General features: G+C 53.9%; 25 protein-coding genes. 19 read left to right on the top strand and 6 right to left on the bottom strand.

From position 1 onward, the window contains the following. Positions 1–6 precede the first annotated feature (6 nt). Genes VB016_02890 through VB016_02880 form a run of 3 tightly spaced genes read left to right on the top strand, consistent with a single transcriptional unit; the run spans position 7 to position 2,478 of the window. Positions 7–300, top strand: coding sequence for a signal recognition particle subunit SRP19/SEC65 family protein (locus tag VB016_02890; protein MEA4977485.1), 294 nt, complete (start codon positions 7–9; stop codon positions 298–300). 5 nt (positions 301–305) lie between these two features. Continuing rightward, complete coding sequence (locus VB016_02885; GenBank protein MEA4977484.1) at positions 306–1,706, top strand: NAD(P)H-hydrate dehydratase; 1,401 nt, start codon at positions 306–308, stop codon at positions 1,704–1,706. Position 1,707: 1 nt separating this feature from the next. Continuing rightward, the gene (locus VB016_02880; protein MEA4977483.1) at positions 1,708–2,478 is read left to right on the top strand and encodes a metallophosphoesterase; all 771 of its coding nucleotides are present in this window, start codon (positions 1,708–1,710) and stop codon (positions 2,476–2,478) included. 51 nt (positions 2,479–2,529) lie between these two features. On the opposite strand, the gene VB016_02875 is transcribed toward VB016_02880, so the two are convergent. The 4 genes from VB016_02875 to VB016_02860 are packed head-to-tail and all read right to left on the bottom strand — an operon-like array spanning position 2,530 to position 8,735. Then, on the bottom strand, positions 2,530–4,047 hold the full coding sequence (locus VB016_02875) for a Ni/Fe hydrogenase subunit alpha (protein MEA4977482.1): 1,518 nt from the start codon (positions 4,045–4,047) through the stop codon (positions 2,530–2,532). Beyond that, complete coding sequence (locus VB016_02870; protein MEA4977481.1) at positions 4,048–5,262, bottom strand: oxidoreductase; 1,215 nt, start codon at positions 5,260–5,262, stop codon at positions 4,048–4,050. Then, positions 5,263–5,709: a hydrogenase iron-sulfur subunit gene (locus VB016_02865; GenBank protein MEA4977480.1), complete on the bottom strand. Its 447-nt coding sequence runs from the start codon at positions 5,707–5,709 to the stop codon at positions 5,263–5,265. It lies immediately after the preceding gene. Positions 5,710–5,714: 5 nt separating this feature from the next. Further along, positions 5,715–8,735 carry an FAD-dependent oxidoreductase gene (locus VB016_02860; GenBank protein MEA4977479.1) on the bottom strand — a complete coding sequence of 1,007 codons (3,021 nt, stop codon included), beginning with the start codon at positions 8,733–8,735 and terminating at the stop codon, positions 5,715–5,717. Between the two features lie 338 nt (positions 8,736–9,073). Here VB016_02860 and VB016_02855 point away from each other — a divergent pair, with 338 nt between their 5' ends. From VB016_02855 to VB016_02790, 14 genes are all read left to right on the top strand, one after another. Continuing rightward, positions 9,074–9,604, top strand: coding sequence for a hypothetical protein (locus VB016_02855; protein ID MEA4977478.1), 531 nt, complete (start codon positions 9,074–9,076; stop codon positions 9,602–9,604). Positions 9,605–9,610: 6 nt separating this feature from the next. Beyond that, positions 9,611–9,925 (top strand): hypothetical protein, encoded by a 315-nt coding sequence (locus VB016_02850; GenBank protein ID MEA4977477.1) that lies wholly within the window; start codon positions 9,611–9,613, stop codon positions 9,923–9,925. Positions 9,926–9,978: 53 nt separating this feature from the next. Then, entirely contained in the window at positions 9,979–10,686 is a 708-nt protein-coding gene (gene psmA / locus VB016_02845; GenBank protein MEA4977476.1) for an archaeal proteasome endopeptidase complex subunit alpha, read from the top strand. Between the two features lie 7 nt (positions 10,687–10,693). Continuing rightward, entirely contained in the window at positions 10,694–11,389 is a 696-nt protein-coding gene (locus VB016_02840) for a ribosome assembly factor SBDS (GenBank protein MEA4977475.1), read from the top strand. A gap of 17 nt (positions 11,390–11,406) precedes the next feature. After that, positions 11,407–12,126, top strand: a complete 720-nt coding sequence (gene rrp4, locus VB016_02835) for an exosome complex RNA-binding protein Rrp4 (GenBank protein ID MEA4977474.1) — start codon at positions 11,407–11,409, stop codon at positions 12,124–12,126. A 2-nt stretch (positions 12,127–12,128) separates the two neighbouring features. Beyond that, positions 12,129–12,878 (top strand): exosome complex exonuclease Rrp41, encoded by a 750-nt coding sequence (gene rrp41 / locus VB016_02830; GenBank protein ID MEA4977473.1) that lies wholly within the window; start codon positions 12,129–12,131, stop codon positions 12,876–12,878. After that, positions 12,868–13,641: an exosome complex protein Rrp42 gene (rrp42, locus tag VB016_02825; protein ID MEA4977472.1), complete on the top strand. Its 774-nt coding sequence runs from the start codon at positions 12,868–12,870 to the stop codon at positions 13,639–13,641. The genes rrp41 and rrp42 overlap by 11 nt, the downstream gene beginning before the upstream one ends. 4 nt (positions 13,642–13,645) lie before the next feature. After that, a complete protein-coding gene (locus tag VB016_02820; protein ID MEA4977471.1) occupies positions 13,646–13,897 on the top strand; it encodes a 50S ribosomal protein L37ae in 252 nt (83 codons plus the stop codon). 8 nt (positions 13,898–13,905) lie between these two features. After that, positions 13,906–14,037, top strand: coding sequence for a DNA-directed RNA polymerase subunit P (locus tag VB016_02815; GenBank protein ID MEA4977470.1), 132 nt, complete (start codon positions 13,906–13,908; stop codon positions 14,035–14,037). Positions 14,038–14,041: 4 nt separating this feature from the next. Further along, positions 14,042–14,269 carry a KEOPS complex subunit Pcc1 gene (locus tag VB016_02810; GenBank protein MEA4977469.1) on the top strand — a complete coding sequence of 76 codons (228 nt, stop codon included), beginning with the start codon at positions 14,042–14,044 and terminating at the stop codon, positions 14,267–14,269. Between the two features lie 4 nt (positions 14,270–14,273). Then, entirely contained in the window at positions 14,274–14,630 is a 357-nt protein-coding gene (locus VB016_02805) for a prefoldin subunit beta (GenBank protein ID MEA4977468.1), read from the top strand. 99 nt (positions 14,631–14,729) lie between these two features. Beyond that, positions 14,730–15,464: an ABC transporter ATP-binding protein gene (locus VB016_02800; protein MEA4977467.1), complete on the top strand. Its 735-nt coding sequence runs from the start codon at positions 14,730–14,732 to the stop codon at positions 15,462–15,464. After that, positions 15,448–16,788 (top strand): ABC transporter permease, encoded by a 1,341-nt coding sequence (locus tag VB016_02795; protein MEA4977466.1) that lies wholly within the window; start codon positions 15,448–15,450, stop codon positions 16,786–16,788. Before VB016_02800 ends, VB016_02795 begins: the two co-directional genes overlap by 17 nt. A gap of 11 nt (positions 16,789–16,799) precedes the next feature. Continuing rightward, a complete protein-coding gene (locus VB016_02790) occupies positions 16,800–17,771 on the top strand; it encodes a DHH family phosphoesterase (protein ID MEA4977465.1) in 972 nt (323 codons plus the stop codon). Here VB016_02790 and VB016_02785 read toward each other — a convergent pair whose 3' ends face one another. Further along, complete coding sequence (locus VB016_02785; protein MEA4977464.1) at positions 17,772–18,836, bottom strand: tyrosine--tRNA ligase; 1,065 nt, start codon at positions 18,834–18,836, stop codon at positions 17,772–17,774. Between the two features lie 81 nt (positions 18,837–18,917). On the opposite strand from VB016_02785, the gene hpt reads away from it, so the two are divergent. Continuing rightward, complete coding sequence (gene hpt / locus VB016_02780) at positions 18,918–19,469, top strand: hypoxanthine/guanine phosphoribosyltransferase (protein ID MEA4977463.1); 552 nt, start codon at positions 18,918–18,920, stop codon at positions 19,467–19,469. Between the two features lie 45 nt (positions 19,470–19,514). Further along, positions 19,515–20,783, top strand: coding sequence for a tripartite tricarboxylate transporter permease (locus VB016_02775; protein ID MEA4977462.1), 1,269 nt, complete (start codon positions 19,515–19,517; stop codon positions 20,781–20,783). Between the two features lies 1 nt (position 20,784). Here VB016_02775 and VB016_02770 read toward each other — a convergent pair whose 3' ends face one another. After that, positions 20,785–21,186, bottom strand: coding sequence for a thioesterase family protein (locus VB016_02770; GenBank protein MEA4977461.1), 402 nt, complete (start codon positions 21,184–21,186; stop codon positions 20,785–20,787). Between the last annotated feature and the right edge of the window lie 50 nt (positions 21,187–21,236).

Below are 21,236 nucleotides of genomic sequence, written 5' to 3'. Positions count from 1 at the left end.
CTTATTATGGTCTACGACGAAGACAACGCCATTATAATTTGGCCGGAATATTTCGACATCGAGAGGACTCGCGGGGAAGGAAGAAGGCTCCCGAAGTCCCTTTGTGTCAAGAATCCCGACCTGGATTTGATTGCCAAAGGTGCAATGATATTGGATTTAGAATATCGCATAGCCGATGGCAAATCATACCCGGGCAACGCAGCATCGAAGAGAGGTTGTATACGCGTTGAGAAGGGAAAAATGAGCAAGACTGAGATTATTCCGCGCATCGGCGAAGTCTTGGTAAAAAATCAGAAGTGATCCGGATGATGCCTGCGAAGGAATTCCGCATCCTGGACATCAACGCTGAAGCTGCAGGTGTGGATACCGTAACTTTGATGGGCAATGCCGGTTTGAAGCTTGCTGAAGTCCTTAAGAATAGATACGCGGGCAAGAGATTCCTTTTTGTCTGCGGCTCAGGTAACAACGGAGGGGACGGCTTCGCTGCGACGGCCGGGATGAAGGATGAAGACGTAACCGTCTGTCTGATCGGGCCTGCTTCTTCGATACATTCTGACGCTTCAAAGAATTATTTTTTAAATCTCGGCTGCCCCGTAATCGATTTCAAAGATGTGTCATTTGACGAATATGACATACTTGTAGACTGCGCATTGGGGACCGGACGGGCCGGCAATCCTCGTGGCCAATATTTAGATTATATCATACTGGCACGTTCGTTTAAGGGGCTGATTGTTTCTGCTGACGTACCTTCGGGCCTAGGTTGCCGGGATAGCATCAGACCGAATGTCACGGTGACTTTCCATGATGTCAAAAACAGCATGAACACAGAAAACTCTGGAGAGATTATTATCGCAGACATAGGTATACCGGAAGTGGCCGTAAACAACGTTGGTCCAGGAGATATGCTTAGGTACCCGATACCTGCACTTAATAGCCATAAAGGCCTTAACGGCCGTGTTTTGCTGATAGGAGGAGGCCCTTACTACGGGGCTCCGGCGATGTCTGGACTGGCTGCTTTGCGTGTGGGCGCAGATATTGTAAATATTGCCGTTCCGGAGCATATCGCTCAGACAATTGCCTCTTTCTCTCCGGTCTTCATGATCGAACCGCTGAGTGGAAAGTTCCTAAGATCCGAGCATGTGCCACACTTACTGAATAAGTCGAAGAGCTACAACACGGTTTTGATAGGTCCCGGACTCGGGACCGACATCGATACAATCGAAGCCGTGAGGGATTTTGTATTCAGATGCGAAGTGCCGTTGGTCATAGACGCAGATGCCATCGGCGCCATCGGCGCCGGTTTTATTGCCAATGTCCCTGTAGTTATAACGCCGCACAAAGGAGAGTTCATAAAGCTCGGAGGAGCCGACACGTTCGGGGAAGAGGATGTTCGCGCCCTTGCTTATTCTACGGGCTCCATTATTCTCCTCAAAGGCAATACTGACATTATTTCTGATGGAGTACGCACTAAAAAGAACACCACCGGTACGCCTGCCATGACCGGGGCCGGTACCGGCGATGTTCTGGCAGGCATCGTTGCAGGCCTTATGTCGAAGGGCATGACGTCTTTCGATGCCGCGTGCCTTGGGGCATACATCTGCGGCAAAGCGGGAGAATACGGATTCTCCGAAAGGTCGTACGGTCTGATAGCCACGGACGTCATAGAGAAGATTCCGATCGTTCTTAAAAATGAGCTGAAGGAGTAAAATGGACCTTCAGCCGATCAGCGGAACTCCTGCCCTGAAATACGACAGAACGCTGATAATTGGGGATCTCCATATCGGATTGGAATCTCATTTATTGTCCAAAGGGTTCCATGTGATCACGAGAACATGGGAAATGTTCGATTCTATAGTAGAAACATCGAAAGATTGTGACAGACTTATCATTCTCGGAGACATTAAAGACTCTGTTCCTGGCACATCTAAGCAGGAGTATCGTGAGATACCTGCATTCTTCGACAGTCTCCTGGAGTATTTCGATGACATCGATGTTGTGAGAGGAAACCATGATACCAACATTGAGGAATTCCTTCCCGGCGGCGTGAGGATACGTCCGGCGTCCGGTCTAAAGATCGGCGACGTCGGTTATGTGCACGGACACACCTGGCCCTCTCCGGAGGTGATGGAGTGCAACACGCTGGTATTGGCCCATGACCATCCGGCGGTCATGTTCAGGGACGGCGTTGGAAAGGTCACCACGGAGCCTTGTTGGCTACGCGGTAGGTTTGCTTCGGTCGCTTCTGAAAAATACGGTATGCTGCCGTCGGAGTTCGTAGTAGTCCCGGCCTTCAACAAAATGCTGGGCGGATCTCCCGTTAATATTATCGGCGAGCCTCTCCTCGGCCCGATCCTCAACAGCGAATTGCTGGACCTTGATAATGCCAGGATATACCTTCTTGACGGAATGGACCTCGGAAAGCGCAAGGACATGCTCCTGGAGGGACGCGACCGCTCCCGCTGGAAGAAGAGAAAATGAAAAAAGTAAAAAGTTGGAATGGGGGGTTCTTCCCCCCCCCCTGTTTTTCGCTCAGTTGCGGGAGACGGTCTCGAGGAGAGAGCCGTCTGCGTACCTGATCTCGGCCGTCATCGGCATCTGTCCGGGCAGGCTGTGGGTGGCACAGGAGTTGCAGGGGTCGTATGCCCTGAACGCCATCTCCACCATGTTCAGCAGACCGGGAGAAACCTCGAAGTTGTGGATCAGGCCCTTGGCCACCTTGGCAACGTCGCAGTTTATCGGTCCGTTGTTGTTGGTGGTTCCGACTATCATGTTGCAGGCGGTAACGATTCCGTTCTCGTCGCAAGTGTAGTCGTGGGTGAGCGTTCCCCTCGGTGCCTCGACGATACCGACGCCGCGTCCTCCGGGCATGACGTCGTGCTGCTTGACGTTCTGGTCGACGAACTTGTCGCTCTGAATATCAGCCAGGCACTTCTCTGCGGCGTAAATCATTTCGATGATCCTTGCCCAGTGGGTGGCCAGCGTGTGCTGGATGGGGCCTTCGACCCCAAGGTCCTTGAAGAACCCGTGGTAGTACTCGAACTCGGCCTGGGCCAACGGCGTGGAGATGCTCTCGGCGACGTTCAGCCTAGACAGGGGAGATGCACGGTACAGGCCGCTGTCCGGCCCTGCGACCATTCCCTTGTATCCGACGTTCTTGAGGTACGGGAACTTCTCGTAGCTCCACTCCTCGGACGCTTCTGAGACGTTGTCCAAATAGTCATAGGGCTCGTACTTTACGAACTCCCTGCCCTTCTGGTCGACGACCCTGACAGGTCCGTCATGGAACTCGAGCTGGTTCTTCTCATTGACCATTCCCATGTGGTAGGTCTCGTTGTAATAGAGGTCGGGGTTGGCGATGATGTCGACGTACTCTTTGTTTCCGAGCACGACGTCCTTCAGGACCTTCATGGACGTCTGAGAGAAGTCCACCATATCCTTCGCCATCGCTTCCATCTCCTTCTGCTCCTCGCTGTTGATCGGCTTGGTGACTCCGCCCGGGACTCCCATTACGGGGTGGGTGGCCTTTCCGCCTATCATGGCCTGGATCTTCTGTGCCTTTGCACGGGTAGCGAGGACCGCTCCTCCGAGCTCGAGACCCACGGTCGCAACGACTCCGAGCACGTTCCTCTGGGCAACGGGTGCGGCGGGTCCGCAAACGAAGTCAGCTGACGCAAGTGCATAGAAGTGCGCAATGTGGCTGTGCACAAAGTGGGCGTGGTAGAACGCATCCCTGATGGTGAACGCCGCCTCGGTAGGCTTGGTGTTGTAGCATCCGTCCGTTGCCTTGGTAGCGGCCATGTGGTGCGCACCGGGACATACACCGCAAAGTCTTGCGGTGATCTGGTTCATCTCGGTTACCTTTCTTCCGATGCAGAATCTTTCGAAGCCTCTCAGCTCCGGGACCTGCCAGTATGCGTTCTTTACGTTTCCGTTGTCGTCGAGGAATATCTCGATCTTGCCGTGTCCTTCGAGACGGGTAATGGGATCTATGACGACCCTCTTCTTATCTGTCTTATGTTTCTCATCCCAAATAATAGGTCCGGCCATTTACTGACCTCCTTCCTTGACGGATCTCCTAATCAGTGACTTAGACATCGAGAACGCATAGAAGTACCCGAGCGGGTCCTTTATCTGGCTCATGATCTCGTCGACCTTGTCCTCACCCATGAGCGGGTCCTCGTCGATGACCGGGAAGAGGGAAGCGATAGCCGTGAAAGCGCTCGATCCGATCTCCTGAACATCCGGCGAGGGTCCGTAGCATCCGCGACAGGGCTGTCCGACCCTGGTGCACTTTGCTCCGCACCCGCCCATCGTGGCCGCTCCGAGGCATAATATGCCCAGATCGACCAGGCACTGGTCGTTGTTGGTGTCAACCTGGTAGGGTTCTTTAACCTCAACTATCCTCTTGTAATCCTTCTTCCTGGGGCACTCCTCGCAGAGGGTCTTGGACGTGATTCCGACCATTGTTCCCTTCGGAGGCAGCGCAACGCCTTTGTAAGCGAAGTCGGCAACTGCTTTGAGCAGGTGCGAGATGGACTCCTGCATAGGGGGGCATCCCGGTATGTAGTAGTCGACATCGATGACCTGATCCAGAGAATAGACCGTATCATACATCAACGGGAGCGTCAGTTCTCCCTCGGGGACGGTTGTGGACGTCTGAGGGATTGTCGGCTTGACGTTGCTGTACTTTTTCTGGAAGGCCGCCGAGCTCGGCGTCTCGGTGTAGACATAGTCCAGAATCTCGTCCTTTCCACCGGGCACGAGGTTCGCAAGGGCAGGGGTTCCGCCGAAGCATGCGCACGTTCCGTAGGAAACGACGATCAGTGACTTCTTCCTGAGCAGCTTCACCATGTGCTCGTTCTCGCTGTTCCTGACCGCACCGTTGATCATGGATACGGTGATCGAACCGTCCTCCATGGCGGCGATGTCCTTTTCCTTACCGTCGATAGCGATTGGCCACATCACTATGTTGGCCATGTCGCCGATGGTCAGGATCCTCTCGTTAGAGTCGAGGATGGATACATCGCATCCGCCGCAACCGGCCGCCCAGTAGATAGCAAGGTTGACCTTGCCGTTCGGCGGGGCTCCGGGGAGCAGGGGTCCGAGGTCTGCAGCGGCGAGCCCGATGGGCTCTTTGTCGACTGCGCACTCGCACGCTCCGCCATCGGCTGCCTTCACAGTGGTGGCTTTCTTCTCGGAAGCGACCGGCTTAGCTGCCTTCTCCTCTTCCTTCTTTTTCTTTCTGTCTGCCCACCATCCCATTTACTCAGCCTCCTTTACTGCTTCCTTGCGGTCTACGACCTTCACCAGAGGGGTGGGGCCTAGTTCCTTTATTGTGTTCACGAAATTCGTTATTGTTGCCTGGAACTTCGTGGCCTCGGACGCGGAGACCCACTCGAGGTTTAGCCTCTTGGAGTCGAATCCGTACTGCTCGAGGACCATCCTGAGAAGGGATATCCTTCTCCTTGCCCTGTAGTTGCCACCGATGTAGTGGCAGTCTGCTGGGTGGCATCCCAGGACGATAACTCCGTCCGCACCTTTGGAGAGGGCCCTGAGGACAAACTCCGGGTCTATCCTTGCTGAGCACATCGTCCTGATGATGCGGAAGTTCGTGGGCATCTGGAGTCTGGCTACGCCTGCTCCGTCGGCGCCCGCGTACGAGCACCAGTTGCAGCAGAAAGCTACAATCTTTGGTTCAAAATCTGCCATGGTAATCACTCCCCTCCTGCAGGGTTAAGGAATGCGTCGATCTCGGCGCATATCTGCTTGCTCTTGAATCCTGCCTGTTCCATCGCTCCGGACGGGCATGAAGCAACACAGCTTCCGCATGCTTTGCACAGTGCGGCGTTGACGCTGCTCTTCAACTTCCCATTTCCGCAGTCCACGATGCTGATGGCATTGTAGTCACAGCATCCCACGCACACTCCGCAGCCGTCGCATCTCTCCGGGTTGGGGGATGCTACTATGCCTTCGGACACGCGCTTGTCCTTGGAGATGATGGTGATCATCCTGGAAGCGGCTCCGGATGCCTGCGCCATGCACTCGTCCATAAATTTGGGCCAGTGCGCGGTTCCTGCAACGAAGACACCTTCGGTGGCGAAATCTACCGGCCTCAGCTTCTGGTGGGCCTCGAAATAGAAGCCGTCTTTGCTGATGGGGACCTTGACCATCTTGGCGATCTCTTCCTTCTCCTCGCGACCGGGAGTCATGCCTGCTGCAAGAACAACTGTGTCAACAGGTATCTCGATCTCCGCTCCGAGAGTGGCGTCGAATGCCTTGACTCTCTTTCCATCATATGCCGGGAGGTCGTCCTCGACAGGATATCTCACGAACCTTATTCCGAGCTGGGATGCCAGATAGTACAGTTCCTCGCGGAATCCGTATGTCCTGACGTCCTTGTGGAAGTAAGTGACATCCGCCATCGGGTTGGCCATCTTGATCCGGACCGCATTGCGCAGTGCGCCCGAGCAACATACACGGGAACAGTACGCCACGTCCTTGGATCTGGACCCGACGCAGCTGATGAACGCGATCTTCTCGCCCTTGAAGGTGCCGTCTGCGATTTTCGCCTCCGCTTCGAGCGTGGTCATGACCTTTGGGTCCTTTCCATAGTTGAACTCGGTAGGCTTGTACTGGCTTGCACCGACTGCGAGAAGCACCGCTCCCGCCTCGATCTCGGACCCGTCGGACAGCTTCACGATGAAGTTGCCTACGTATCCCGGGATGTCCTTGACGGACACTCCGGTGTGCACCTTGATCAGGTTGCAGCTTTTGACCTTCTCTATTGTATCCTTGAGGAACTGGGCCACTTCGACCCCGTCTTCCTTGTGGTGGAAGTTGCGTGCGAATCCTCCGAGCTCCTTTTCCCTCTCGACGAGGTGGGTCTCGAATCCCTGGCCTGCAAGGTCGAGGGCCGCGGTCATACCGGTGATTCCTCCACCGATGACTGCGGCTACCTGCTTAACAGGAACGTCAGATCCGACGAGCGGCTCGAGGAGGACGGTCTTTGCGACCGCCATCTTAACGAGGTCCTTGGATTTCTTGGTTGCCGCTTCCGGGTTCTGCATATGGATCCACGAGCACTGGTCGCGGATGTTGGCCATGTTGCAGAGATACTTGTTAAGCCCTCCGTCCTGACATGCTTCCCTGAAGAGGGGCTCGTGCGTCCTGGGCGTGCATGAGGCAACGACGACCCTGTTGAGGTCCTTGGAAGTGATTGCTTCCGAGATTGCCTTGAGAGCGTCCTGTGCGCACGCGTAAGTTACATTAGTGGAGTATACGACTCCAGGCAGGTTCGCGGCGAATTCCGAGACCGCCTTTACATCAACGGTTCCCGCGATGTTCGATCCGCAGTGGCAGACCCAAACACCGACGCGGGGCTCCTTTCCGACGACGTCCTTCTCCTTAGGATACTCTTTGGGGGCGCAGGGCGTGAAGTCCTTGCCAACAATGTACTTTCCAGCCTTTGCGGATGCACCGCTCGCCTCTGCGACGGATGTCGGGATATCCTTGGGGGCCGCAAAAGACCCGGTGACGAATATTCCTTTCCTTGTGGTCTCGAGAGGGTAGTAGACGCTGGTCTTACAGAATCCATACTCGTTGAGCTCGATCCCGAGCATGTCGGCGAATTCCTTGGCTCCGTCCGGCGGTACGAGTCCGACAGACAATACGGCCATGTCGTATACCTCTGTCCTTCCGTTGTTGTCCGAGTCGGTGAAGTTGACCAGCACCTGTTTGGTGACTGGATCTTCCTCGAGATTGGAGACGCGGGCGCCTCTGATCATTCCGATCTTGTACTGGTCTTCGGCCCTGTGGATGTAGTCTTCGAACTCTTTTCCGTAGGACCTTATGTCCATGAAGTAGATGTCTTCTTCAACATCTGCAATGTGCTCCTTGGTAAGCATTGCCTCTTTGGTCGCATACATGCAGCATACGGACGAGCAGTACTTCTTCCATCCCTCTTTCTGGGACCTGGATCCGCAACACTGGATGAACGCTATCCTCTTGGGCGCTTCGCCGCTGGAGGGCATAACGATATGGCCGCTGCTGCAACCGGAAGCACACATGTACCTCTCGAATTCCATAGATGTGATGACGTTGGGTATCCTGCCGTATCCGTATTCGGTGGCTATCCCAGCGTTCCAGAGCTGGAATCCGTTGGCGGCGATTATGGATCCGACGTCGATGACGAGCTCCTCGTCCTTGTCGTCATAGTGTATAGCTCCCTTCTGGCATGCCTTCTGGCAGAGACCGCACTTTCCTTTTTGGATCATCCTGCAGTGCTCTCCATCGATGATGGCAACCCTGGGAACGGCCTGGGCGTGGGGGATATAGATCGCTTTCCTCTTGGTGAGCCCGTATTCGAACTCATCGGGAATATCCTTCACGGGACACTTAACGATGCAGTCGCCGCAGCTTGTGCACTCTTCAGGGTTAACGTATCTAGCTTTCTTCTTGACTGTTACTTTGAAGTCCCCTGCTTCACCGTCGATCTTCATTACCTCATGGTAAGTAAGCATCGAGATGTTCGGGTGACCCGCACAGTCTGCCATTTTCGGGGACAGAATGCATGCAGAGCAGTCGTTCGTCGGGAAAGTCTTGTCGAGACGGGACATCTTTCCGCCGATGGTGGGGTCCTTCTCCACCAAGTAGACGTGTATGCCTCTGTCTGCAAGATCCAACGAAGCCTGTATACCTGCAATCCCTCCTCCTATAACTAATGCTGATTTGGTCAAATCTTTGCCTCCGTTGTTCTAAGAAGTTTTGGAACGTACCGGTGTATATGATTTCTTATTATTAACCCTTCTACGCAACAGATTTAAATATATAACGACTTTAATTATGAACTTCGAATTTTCTAAAAATTACTTTCCGTAAAGAATCTTAGTAAATGATTTTTTTAACAGAGCCAGGTAGTTGAATAAATGTGGTTTTTCCATATTAGCTTATGAGATAACTCTACAATTATTTTTGTATTTGTGTTCATACATTTTTTGTATTCGTATGCCTTGGTTTAGGGCATTTATTCTTCCCTTCCGTGCATTATATATACAAAATGTTTATCTACTAGATTATGGACCTGACCGACACCGTTAATATGCTGGGTATCTTTTCAGCTGTGGCGATTTTAGTATCCATCGCGCTATTGGCCAGGCTCAACTCGGTAAGAAAAAATGTTGCTTTGAAGCGGCCGACCAGCGGAATTGCTACCTATTTTCTGGATGATTCCGAATCCGAGAAGAAGTGCGCGATCTGCTTCGGAAAAATAGGAACTAACGCCCTCTCAACATGCAACTGCGGCAAGATGTTCCACGACAGCTGCGCCTCTCCGACGGGGATGTGTCCTTACTGCGGAGGCCCCTATAGCAAAATGACCGTCGGCGAACCTAAACGTACCAGATGTCCTGTTTGCGGTCGTTTCCTGGACGAGAGCATATGTTCCTGCGGCGCTGTGTTCCCAAGAAGGGACGGCACTTTGATTTGCTCATGCGGCGGTTCTGTGGACTGCTCGCGTCCGCTCTGCGGAAAATGCGGCGCTCTTTACGAAAAGGTTGAAAAACACCCCGAACGCAGGGGCAAACATAAAACAGAAGCAGACGATTGAAGTATGATGACCGTCAAAAGCAAACGCGGAAGACGCAGATACATTGTCTTCGAGGTCGGCCCCGAGGTTAACGGAGGTGCGTTGTCCCGGGCGGTGTTCGGACTGGGGCCGCAGATCAAGGTCATCTCGTGCAGAGAGGGAATGGCTGCCATAAGATGCGCTCCGATAGATACGGAACGTGTCATTGCCACCGTGTTATCGTCCTTCCCGGGATCCAGATCGGTCAGGACGTCGGGGACTTTGAAGTCCCTCAGGGACCGTTACGGTTCTCTGAAAAAGGAACGCAGGCCCCCTGTGGGCCCTAGTAAAGGTGGGCACTGAAATAATATATACTGAGTCCCCTGTCTACCCGCGAGCACTATAGGAGAAGCATCATGCAACCAGGACAAATGGCTTATGACAGGGGGATTACGGTTTTCTCCCCCGACGGAAGGCTCTTTCAGGTCGAGTATGCCCGAGAAGCAGTGAAGAAGGGCACCACGACCATAGGGCTGAAGTACAAGGGCGGCGTGGCCCTCATCGTGGACAAAAAAGTGTCCAGTAAACTTGTGGAGCCGGCCTCCATCGAGAAGATCTATGACATTGATGAGCACATTGGGTGCGCGACATCCGGCCTCGTGGCAGATGCGAGAATCCTTGTAGAAGAAGCGAGGAAGAGCGCCCAGGTACACAAAATCACCTACGGCGAGAACATCTCCGTGGAGATGCTCGTCAAGAAGATCTGCGACTACAAACAGAACTACACCCAGTATGGCGGAGCACGCCCCTTCGGTACGGCCATGTTGATGGCTGGTATCGACGACATGGGCATCAGCCTTTTCGAGACTGATCCTTCGGGAGCGCTAGTATCCTACAGGGCGACATGCATAGGGTCCGGCCGCCCTGCCGTCATGGACATTCTCGAGAAGGAGTATGAGGACGGCATGGATTTCGAGGGCGCGCTTAAGCTCGCCCTGAAGGCGCTGGGCAGTGCCATGGAAGAGAAACCCGTTGCAGCGAATGTTGAGGTCGGTATCGTGGAGACCGGGAAGAAGTTCCGCAGGCTCACCGAAGAAGAGATTGCCGAACTGCTCAAAGAGTGAAAAGGAAATGGTCGACCTCGAAAACGCCATAGTGGCCAGGCTGGAGAGCCATGGCGAGACATTCGAGATACTTCTTGACCCTGCGGCGATGGACCTCATCAAACGTGGGAAAGAGATAGACTTATCAGAATATCTGGCAGTCGAGGACGTCTTTAAGAACGCCGGGAAGGGGACGCGTCCCCCCGAGGACAAGCTTAGAGAGGTGTTCGGCACCACGGACCCTCTCGCCGTAGCTAAAGTAGTGATACAGAAGGGCGAGGTGCAGATCACCACCGAGCAGAGGAGAGATATGCTCGAGGCGAAGCGCAGGCGGATAATAACGCATATCGCCGCCAACGCCATAAACCCACAGACGAAGCTGCCCCACCCTGCCCAGAGGATTGAAATTGCCCTGGACGAGGCCAGGTTCCGCCCGGACCTGTTCAAACCCATGGACAAGGAGATAGACGAGGCGATGAAGCTTCTCAGGCCGCTGCTTCCGATCAGATTCGAGAAGAGCAGAGTGGTCGTGAAAGTGAGCGGCCCTGATTACGCAAGGTGCTACGACGACATCGTACACTATGGCGTGGTCGAACGCGAGGAATGGGGAAGCGACGGCTCATGGATGGGGCTCATGGAGGTCCCTGCGGGACTTACTATGGAACTGTCCGAGAAGCTGAAGCACAAGACTAAGGGAACGGCATCCGTTAAGGTGCTCAATTAATTTCAAGATGTGATAGAATGGACAATAATAACGCAAAGAACGCCCGCGAGGTCGTCGTCCCAGGAGATAAATTGGACGGCGGTAACCTGAAAGCGGGAGAGAACACATATGTGCTGGACGGCGTGGTCCGAGCCAGCATACTCGGCGTCAAAATGGTACGTCAGAACACGATCAGCGTGATTCCGCTGGGAGGGCGCTACATGCCCGCGACCGGAGATACCGTCATCGGAATGGTCAACGACATAGGGTCTTCCAACTGGATGGTCGACATAGGCGCCCCCTATCCCGCACCGCTCCATGTGAGCGAAGTGCCCTGGAAGGTCGCATTTGGCGATACCTCGAAGTACCTGAACGTCGGGGACGTCGTCATGCTGAAAATCCTCATGGTCGATGAGAGCAACAAGATATCCGTCACAATGAAGGATTCCGGACTGAGAAAACTTGAGGGCGGGAGGCTCGTGAATGTCTCCCATACCAAAGTATCGAGGATCATCGGGAAAAGCGGGTCGATGATACAGATGATAAAAAACATCACCGACTGTCGCATATTCATCGGACAGAACGGAACAATATGGATCGATGGCGATGGCCTCAATGCGGACGTCGCGACTAAAGCGATCAAAATGATAGATGATGAGACCGTCAGGTCTAATCTGACCGAAAGGGTCAAGAAATTTTTAGAAAAGGAAATCCCTCAGGACGAGGAAGCAGAAGAGAACGAAGAGGGAGATGAGTGATCATGAGCGGACACAGTGACATTGTATTAGTTGACAAAAAAGGCATTAGGATCGACGGAAGGACCGCAGAGGAGCACAGACACGTGAAGATCGAAGCCGGCGTCCTCAAGAACGCCGACGGCTCGGCTTACGTAGAGATAGGAAAGAACAAAGTCCTCGCCGCGGTCTACGGACCCAGGGAATGCCACCCCAGGCACCTGCAGAACCCCACAAAGGCCATAGTCCAATGCAAGTACAATATGGAGGCCTACTCGGTAAGCGACAGGAAGAGGCCCGGAACCGACAGGAGGTCCGTCGAGATATCCAAGATAACGGCAGAGGCACTCGAGAACGTGATCCTCACCGGTCTGTTCCCCCGTGCATCGATCGACGTCTACATCGAGATCCTTCAGGCTAACGCAGGAACGAGGTGCGCCGGGCTCACCGCGGCATCGGTCGCCCTGGCAGACGCAGGAATACCCATGAGGGACATAATCCCTGCCATGGCCGCAGGAAAAGCCGACGGACACGTGCTGCTGGACCTCAACAAGGAAGAGGACAACTATGGTCAGGCGGACGTCCCCTTGGCCATCGTACCGAGCACGGACGAGATCGTCCTCCTCCAGATGGACGGCAACATGACCCGCGAAGAGTTCGACCGCGCCATAGAGATGGCTGTCGGAGGGTGCAAAGAACTATACGTCCTCCAGAAGGACGCACTTAAGAGACGCTACACCGTCGACGGAGAGGAGGATGATTCCGATGAGCAGTGAGATTATTTCAGAAATCAGGCGCGACTACATCGTAAACTTGCTCAAAGAAGGCAAGAGAGCCGACGGCCGCGGAGTGGCCGACATCAGGGACATCAAGTTCGAGGTCGGCCTCATTGAGAGTGCGGACGGTTCCGCAAAAGTAAGCCTGGGAGAGACCACCGTAATAGCCGGAGTGAAGATCATTCCCGGTACGCCGTTCCCCGACACACCGAACAGCGGAGTTCTGACCACCGGCGCGGAGCTGATCCCGATGGCGCACGCATCCTTCGAATCCGGACCTCCCGGAGAGGACGCCATCGAGCTCGCACGTGTCGTGGACCGCGGAATACGCGAGTCCGGAATGATCGACGTCAGCAAACTGTGCATAACGCCCGGACAGGAAGTCTGGATGTGCTACATAGACATCTACGTGATCGACTACTGCGGAAACCTGTTCGACGCCTGCAACCTCGCGGCAGTCCTGGCGATTAAGAACGCCATAGTTCCGGCGGAGCAGTACGGCAAGGGCGAGAACTATCCCATGCCGGTCACTTGCACTCCGATCTCGGTCACCGCGGCCAAGATAGGAAAAGACTTAATATTAGACCCAAATTTCGACGAGGAGCACATTGCCTCTGCACGTCTGACCATTGCGACGGACGATGACGGCAACTTCAGAGCCATGCAAAAGGGCGGCCAGGGTTCAATCACCCTCGACGAACTCAGCTCATGTCTCGACATGGCCGTGGAAACGGGAATCAAAATCAGAAAAATAATCGGGTGATATAATGTCTAAGAGAACCAACAAGGCAGGTAGCTCCGGAAGGTTCGGCGCAAGGTACGGTGTCGTCGTACGCAACAGGGTCAAATCAATCGAGGCCCAGCAGAAGATGAGACACGAGTGCCCAGTGTGCCACCACACGTCCGTAAAGAGGGTAAGTTCCGGAATCTGGGAGTGCAGCCGCTGCAACACGAAGTTCGCAGCACAAGCTTACACCCCCACCACCAAGAAAGAGATCTCCAAAGTATCGGAGCAGTGAGGCGACGCATGTACAGGTGCGCTAAATGCAACGAGCCTATAAGGAACGTCAACGCGCTGGGTCTCCAGTGCGAGAAGTGCGGCTCGAAGATCTTCTTCAAGGACAGACCGAACATCAAGAAGGTCCTTAAGTCAGACTGATGATATGCTGACTGCGGTCCTCGTCATCGGTTCCGGAGATGCCGACAGCATAGTCGCATCCGTCGGACCCGAGACAGGAGACCTCCCCCGTACACACGTGACCGTGCGTTCCGAGGGAGATTCCGCTGTGGTGGAGATTACCGCAGCGGACTCATCTGCGATGAGGGCTGCGCTAAACTCATATCTAGAATGCATAGCGATCACGGAAGACATAGAGAATATCATAAGGTGATACAATGAACGGAATCAGCCCCCAGCTCCAGAATCAGATAACTCAGTTCCAGCAGGTGCAGCAACAGCTGCAGAACGTCAGCACTCAGAAAGTACAGATGGAAGCCCAGCTCAGGGAGCTCCAGCGCACTTTGGAGGAACTCGGCAAGGCGAACGGCGACGTCTACAAGAACGTAGGGTCCCTTCTGATAAAGGTCGATGACAAAGACACGCTCAAACTGGACATCGAAGACTCGATGGAGACCATGGACATAAGGGTCAAAAGCCTGGACCGCCAGGAGAAGAGCCTGCGCGAGAAATACCAGTCGCTGCAGGACACCCTCAACAAGGCCATGGGAAACACCGCGGCCGGCGAAGAGTAAAAACAAATTACGGGCCTTCGGGTCCGAAAATATCCATTTTTCAGCATAGTTAACGCCCATGCAATAAATTTAATAACGCGCTATGCGTGAGCGCTCTCCATGGAAACTCTGCGCGTGGATAACGTGCACAAGATGTACGGGAACATAGAGGCCGTCAAAGGTATCGGCTTCTCGGTCAAGGAAGGAGAGATATTCGGCCTGATAGGCCCGAACGGTGCCGGTAAAACAACAGCGCTCAGGATGATATCGACGCTTATCACCATCACGTCCGGAAGCATCACCGTTTGCGGATACGACGTTGCAACTCAGGGTGACGAGGTCAGGAAATCCATCAGCTATCTTCCCGAGGACGCGGGCGCATACAAGGACCTGACCGGCCGTACATATCTGCGCTTTATTGCAGGCTTCTTCACTGACAATGAAGAGACGGATATAATGTGCCAGAGAGGTATCGATATCGCTAATCTAGGCGATAGGATCGACAGCAAGGTCAACACATACAGCAAAGGCATGATGAGACGCCTGCTCATCGCCAGAGCAATAATGACCGCTCCGCGCTTCGCCATCATGGACGAAGTCACATCTGGACTGGACGTAATGAACGCCCACGACATCAGAGAACTCATTCGGGATATAGCCAAATCCGGAGTTACCGTTCTGCTTTCCTCACACAACATGTTCGAGGTCGAATCCCTGTGCGACCGTGTCGCCATGATCAACAAAGGAGAAATCATCATGCAGGGAACTCCTGCCGAACTCAAGGCGAAGTACGATGCGAAAAATCTTGAAGAAGTCTTTATCAAGGGGGTGAAGTCGGTTGAACGATTTACTTAACCTCGTTAAAAAAGAGCTCAGGGAGCTAATGACCATCGAGTCTGCAATTTCGATAGTCGTCGTCATGGTATTGTTCGTGGGCCTGGGATTCATGATAAGCGACCAGACCGAACAGGCCATGGAACCTGTAAGGATGGGCATCATCAACTATGACGATCAGGGATCTTCGACTTATTACGACACGGTAAACTCCACATTGGATGAAATGTACGATCCCGCCACCAGAGACCAATATCTGATCAAACTTTACCCTTCCACGATACTAAGCGATGATAAGATAATATCGCTGATGAAAGATAACGGCCTCTCCAACCTGCTTATTGTGGATCCGTACTTCAGTGAAGATATCGATTCCGGAATACAGGGAAAAATCGAAGCGTATTATATAACGGTAAACTCCGGCGCGTTCGGCGGAATAGATTCTGATTCCGTACAGGGATTTGTATCCGTGATCAGCGGAGCGGTTTCGACAAAACTGATGGAGAACGAACTGTCTGTAGATCCTGCGGAGTCCGCGTTCCTCAAGAGCCCCGTGTCTTTCAACATGCCCGACAACCACACCTATGTCAACGGTAAGCTTTACTCCGACATAACGCCGTCGGCCATCAGCGGGGCGATGATGAGCCAGACGCTGATGGTTCCCATAATAATCATGATCGTCATCATGGTTGTCGGCAGCATCGTCATCTCTTCCATGGGCACTGAAAAGGAGAACAAGACACTGGAGACCTTGCTTACCTTGCCTGTGAAAAGGACGACCATCGTCAGCGGCAAGATCCTTGCATCCGGAATAATGGGCCTCGTTTACGGTGCTGCATATATGGTCGGGATGTACGCGTACATGAATGCCATGACTGCGAGCGCAGGGTCCGTTAACCTCGCAGATTACGGATTGGTATTGGAACCCATAGATTGGGCCATCACAATGCTTGTAATGTTCGCATCCATCCTATGCGCGCTTGGACTGTGCATGATAATGGGCGCGTTCGTCAAGAACTACAAGAGCGCACAGACCATGACTTTGCCTATATCCGTACTTGCGATGATCCCCATGTTCGTCTTCATGTTTGTAGGCTGGAACACGCTGCCGGCCGCGATGCAGGCCATCATGTTCATAATACCGTTCTCCCACCCGATGATGGTGATGCAGAACCTGATGTTCGGAGACTACCTTCTGGTCTTCGGAGGTCTGATATATTGCATCGCGTTCGCCGCGGTAACGGTCCTCATAACGGTAAGGCTGTACAACTCCGATATACTGCTTGTCGGCTTCGGACAGACAAGACTCGGCAGGATTTTGGCAAAGTTCAAAAAGGCAGACTGAGCATAGGGGCCATGGGACGATATACAGAAGTCGCGGAAGCTCTACGGCACGGAAAGAAGGCCGTGCTGGTGCACAGCAACGCGGACGTTGACGCGATCGGCTCCGCATACGCACTTTACAGATGCTTCCCGGACTGCACGATATGCGCATGCGGCGGGGTCGACTACGTTGCCAACGTATTCGCGGAAAAGCTGAAGATACCGATGACGAGCGAATATGACCCGTCCGACTACGACCTCACCGTCGTGGTCGATACGTCATCTCCCGAGCTGCTGTGTGTCACTGTCCCAGATAACAGTTTGGTCATCGACCACCACATCCCTACAAGCAAATGGGACGGCATGAGGTTCTTCTGCAACAGCGAAAGCGTGTCATGCTGCGAGATAATAGTCGAGATAATCCACGAAGCCGGGGCGAAGATCGACAGAGAAACAGGACTGGCACTTCTAGGAGGAATGCTCACCGACAGCGGTCATTTCCAGTTTTCCAAGTCGAATACACTTAGGCATTTCGCTGATGTGATGGATGAGAGCGGCGTGGCCATGGACGAAGCCATGTCCACCACTCACGCCGAGATCAGGATGTCCGAACGGACGGCAGTGCTGAAGACCATGGAGCGCGTGAAGTTCGAACGCGTAGGCGATATGATCGTCGCGTCGGCCGTGGGCAGCAGCTTCGAAGCCTCTGCCTGCAGAGCCGTAACATCTGCCGGTGCGGACGTGGTTTTCGTCGGTACGCAGAGAGATGATTTCTTTAGAGTAAGCGCCAGGGCGACCCAAGATATGGTCCGCAGGGGAATCAACCTCGGAGAAGTACTGAAAGACATCGGTTCCGAGATAGAATGTGACGGAGGGGGGCACATCGGTGCCGCAGGACTGTCCGGGATCGGAGATGTCGAAGCAGTGCTGGGCATCTGTGTTTACAGGACCATGGACTCCTTCCGGAAGATCAAGGCCCAGATGGGCGGCGGACCCGAGATCTGATCACATCTTTCCGAGTTTGACCAGCACTTCTTTCAGGGCCTCGAAGTTGTCCGGCTTTTTCCCGAAGTATTCCGATACGGGCTCAAGGGTCTCCGCCAGTGCATCAGATACGCCGTTCTTGAGGTCCAGCGGGAAAAGGGCCCCGCTGAAATATGCATCGGTCAGCTCCTCATAGCTGCCGTATGAGACCATGCCTCCGAACTTATCCGGGCGATTTATGTCCAGCCTGCCCATGCGCGGGAATATGACATAACGGCATAGCATAAGCACCGGATTAGTATCCTCTGATTCCCTCTCCTGAGGACAGAAGGCCTTCTTCATCTTTCTTGTGATCTCTTCCTTGGTATCGTGGATAGTTATGTTTCTGTCCGGCTTGCTCTTGGACATCTTCGACTCTGCGGGGTCCATCCTGTTGCCTCCTCCCAGGCCTGGCAACAATGGAGTGTGCAACGCTATAGGCTTTCTCCATCCCAACTTTTCGGCGGCATCTCTGGCGAGCATGTGCGCCCTCCTCTGGTCCATCCCCGCATACGCGAGGTCCACATCCATACAGAATATGTCCGTCACCTGAAGGATCGGATAGAATATCTTGGATGCGTCCACCTCTGCCTCGTCCTCGGAACGTCCCATGATGGTCATGGCCCTCTTGACCCTGTTCAGCGACGTCGCCTTTGCGACGATGATTACCTTCTCCCAGTAACCGGTGTCGCTTACAAGGTCGCTGGCATACTTGTACTCGACTTTATCCTGGGGCACTCCCAGGGCAGTAAAGCAATCCTCCATGTATCTGGCACATGTTCGGATATTTTCGATGTCACCTTCCAGTTTATCATTTATTGCCGCGTGCCAGTCTGCCCAGAATATTGTGACCTTGAACCCCGCATCCGCGAGGTCCCTGATCTTGGATGCCACGAGCACCCATCCCATATGGACAAGTCCTGACGGCTCGAAACCGATATACGCGGTGGGGTGCTCCTTAGTCCTGAGGAGTTCCATGAGCTCTTCCTCCGTTACTATCTCTTCCGCGTTTCGTGTTATCAGTTCGTACCTTTCGGTGGGATCCATTTTATCGATGATGTTATTGTACCTTCCCTTAAATACATCTCCTTCAGAACAGGTTAATATTTCCGAAGTGATGCACGGTCGGTGTACGAGCTTCTGAAAAAGAGCTTCATGGAGAGCCCGGTGATAGACAGGGGCGGTTATCCTTATTTTGTAAACCCCATAAGCGACGGCGTACCTCGCGTGGAGCCTGCGCTCCTCGAAGAGGTCATTGACGGCATAATCGACATCGGCGACTTCCAATGCGACGTCATACTGGCACCCGAGGCCATGGGCATACCTCTAGCCGTCCCCATTTCTCTCAGGCTTGGCATTCCGTACAGCATCATAAGAAAACGCAGGTACGGCCTTCCCGGCGAGATAGAGCTGAACCGCAGCACCGGTTATTCCTCCGGCGATCTATATATCAACGGGTTGGTCAGAGGCGATAAGGTTGTAGTGATCGAGGACACCCTCAGCACAGGTGGAACAGTTAGAGCGCTGGCGTCCGCCCTCGCTTCTCACGGGATCGAGCTGATGGAGGTTATCACTGTCTTCGATAAGACCGGGAATCTTGACACTGCGGTCTCGGGAATCAGCGTCAAAGCGATGTTGCGTGTAGGAATTAAGGACGGAAAGCCGTTTCTGGATTGCTAACTGTAATTACCTCCGTATATACCGCACGGCGACGGATAGCGCATTATGGGTGCAGAGGTTCTGCTACTTGTATTGCTGATGAGCTTGGCGGGAGCCTTCATGGGCGCGTTCACAGGACTCGTGCCGGGAATCCATGTCAACACGCTGGCGGCCATCATGCTGGCCTCGTATCCCTCCCTTTCTTCTTTCGTTTCAGGATTTGCGGACCCGGAGGTTGTCCCGCTTTTGGTCTCCGCATGCATAATCTCCGCGTCGGTGGTCCATTCGTTCCTCGATTTCATTCCTTCGGTCTTTATAGGGGCGCCGGATGCCGACGAAGCGCTTACGATGCTTCCCGGGCACCGACTGCTCACGGACGGCAGAGGCATGGCAGCAGTTAGGGCCGCCGCGGTCGGAAGCGCGGTCGGATCTTTCTGCGCGATAATGCTGGCTGTCCCCATCCAGTACATAATGTTGAACGGCGCGGCACTCGTCATGGAGGACCTTACGCTGGTCGTGGTCGTCTTCGTCTCCGCGGTTGTGATTTTTTCGGCGGAGGGCCTGCATGAACGGGCCCTTGCCGCGACACTGTTTGTTGCCTCCGGGATCCTGGGCTTAGTATGCGCGATGCCCGAGATGCCGTCCTCGGGAATTATCGAGAATGGCACTCTTCTTTTCCCGCTCCTCACGGGACTTTTCGGAATACCTCCCTTGCTGGAATCCACGAGGTCTGAAGGGATACCTGAACAGCTTGACGACGAAGGTGACACCGTTGGCCCCGTGCCAGGAATAAAGGGGGTGGTCACGGGCTGCATCGCAGGATGGTTTCCGGGAATAACCGCGACGGCCGGAGCCGCACTTTCGGCCAGCGTGACCCGCGAAGACGACCCCGAGAGATTCATATCGCTGGTAGCTTCGATTGGAACTGTTACGTCGGTGTTCTCCCTGGTAACGCTGTCTGTTACCGGGAGCGGAAGATCTGGCACATCCGCCGTTATAAAAGAAATCATCGGAGACGGGCTGGAAGGGTTCTGCTCGGGCGACTTCGTGCTCCTGCTGATCGCAATGTGCATCGCATCGATTCTGGGGTACATCATGACCATGGCCGCCGGACGGGGGATGTCGAAGTTGACGGAAAGTCTCGACCCCCGCATAATGAACCGCACCGCCCTTGTTCTGATACTCTCCCTTGTCCTCCTTATGACCGGCCCTTGCGGCATGGCCGTACTGGCTATATCGGCCCTCCTCGGGCTGGTCCCTCAGTCCGAGGGAGTCAGCCGCATTCCTCTGACAGGATGCCTCATGATGCCGGTGATATTGAGCGGACTGTTGTAAATCATATGCGCACGGCCGCCTTTTCAAGGAACTTTGCGACGTCTACGATGAATCTATCATGGGTGCCTTTGGCTATTTCGCCCGCACCGTCGCTGACCTTGAATTTGAACGAAAGGCGGCGGCGGTCGATTTCGACCAGTTCCGTCTCACATGTTACGGTCGATCCCACAAGGGTCGGAGCGAGATGTTCCAGTACCGTCCGGCTTCCGACACTGCATGTACCAGCTTCGAGCATGTCGATGATCGAGGTATATGCCGTTTTCTCCATGAGCGCAGAAAGTGCCGGGGTACCGAAAACTCTGAGCGTGCCGCTCCCCACGGATATTGCGGTCTTGTCCTCCGTCACCACTTCGGAGATTTTTCCTTTTATTCCCAATGACAGTTCATGCGCATCTCTAACCATTTGATCGCCCGCAGGGACAACATACTATAGGTTTTAATTATCACGCGCGG

The sequence above is a fragment of the Methanomassiliicoccaceae archaeon genome (assembly GCA_034928305.1).
GTDB lineage: Archaea > Thermoplasmatota > Thermoplasmata > Methanomassiliicoccales > Methanomethylophilaceae > VadinCA11.
This window is presented reverse-complemented; position numbering and strand designations above follow the sequence as displayed.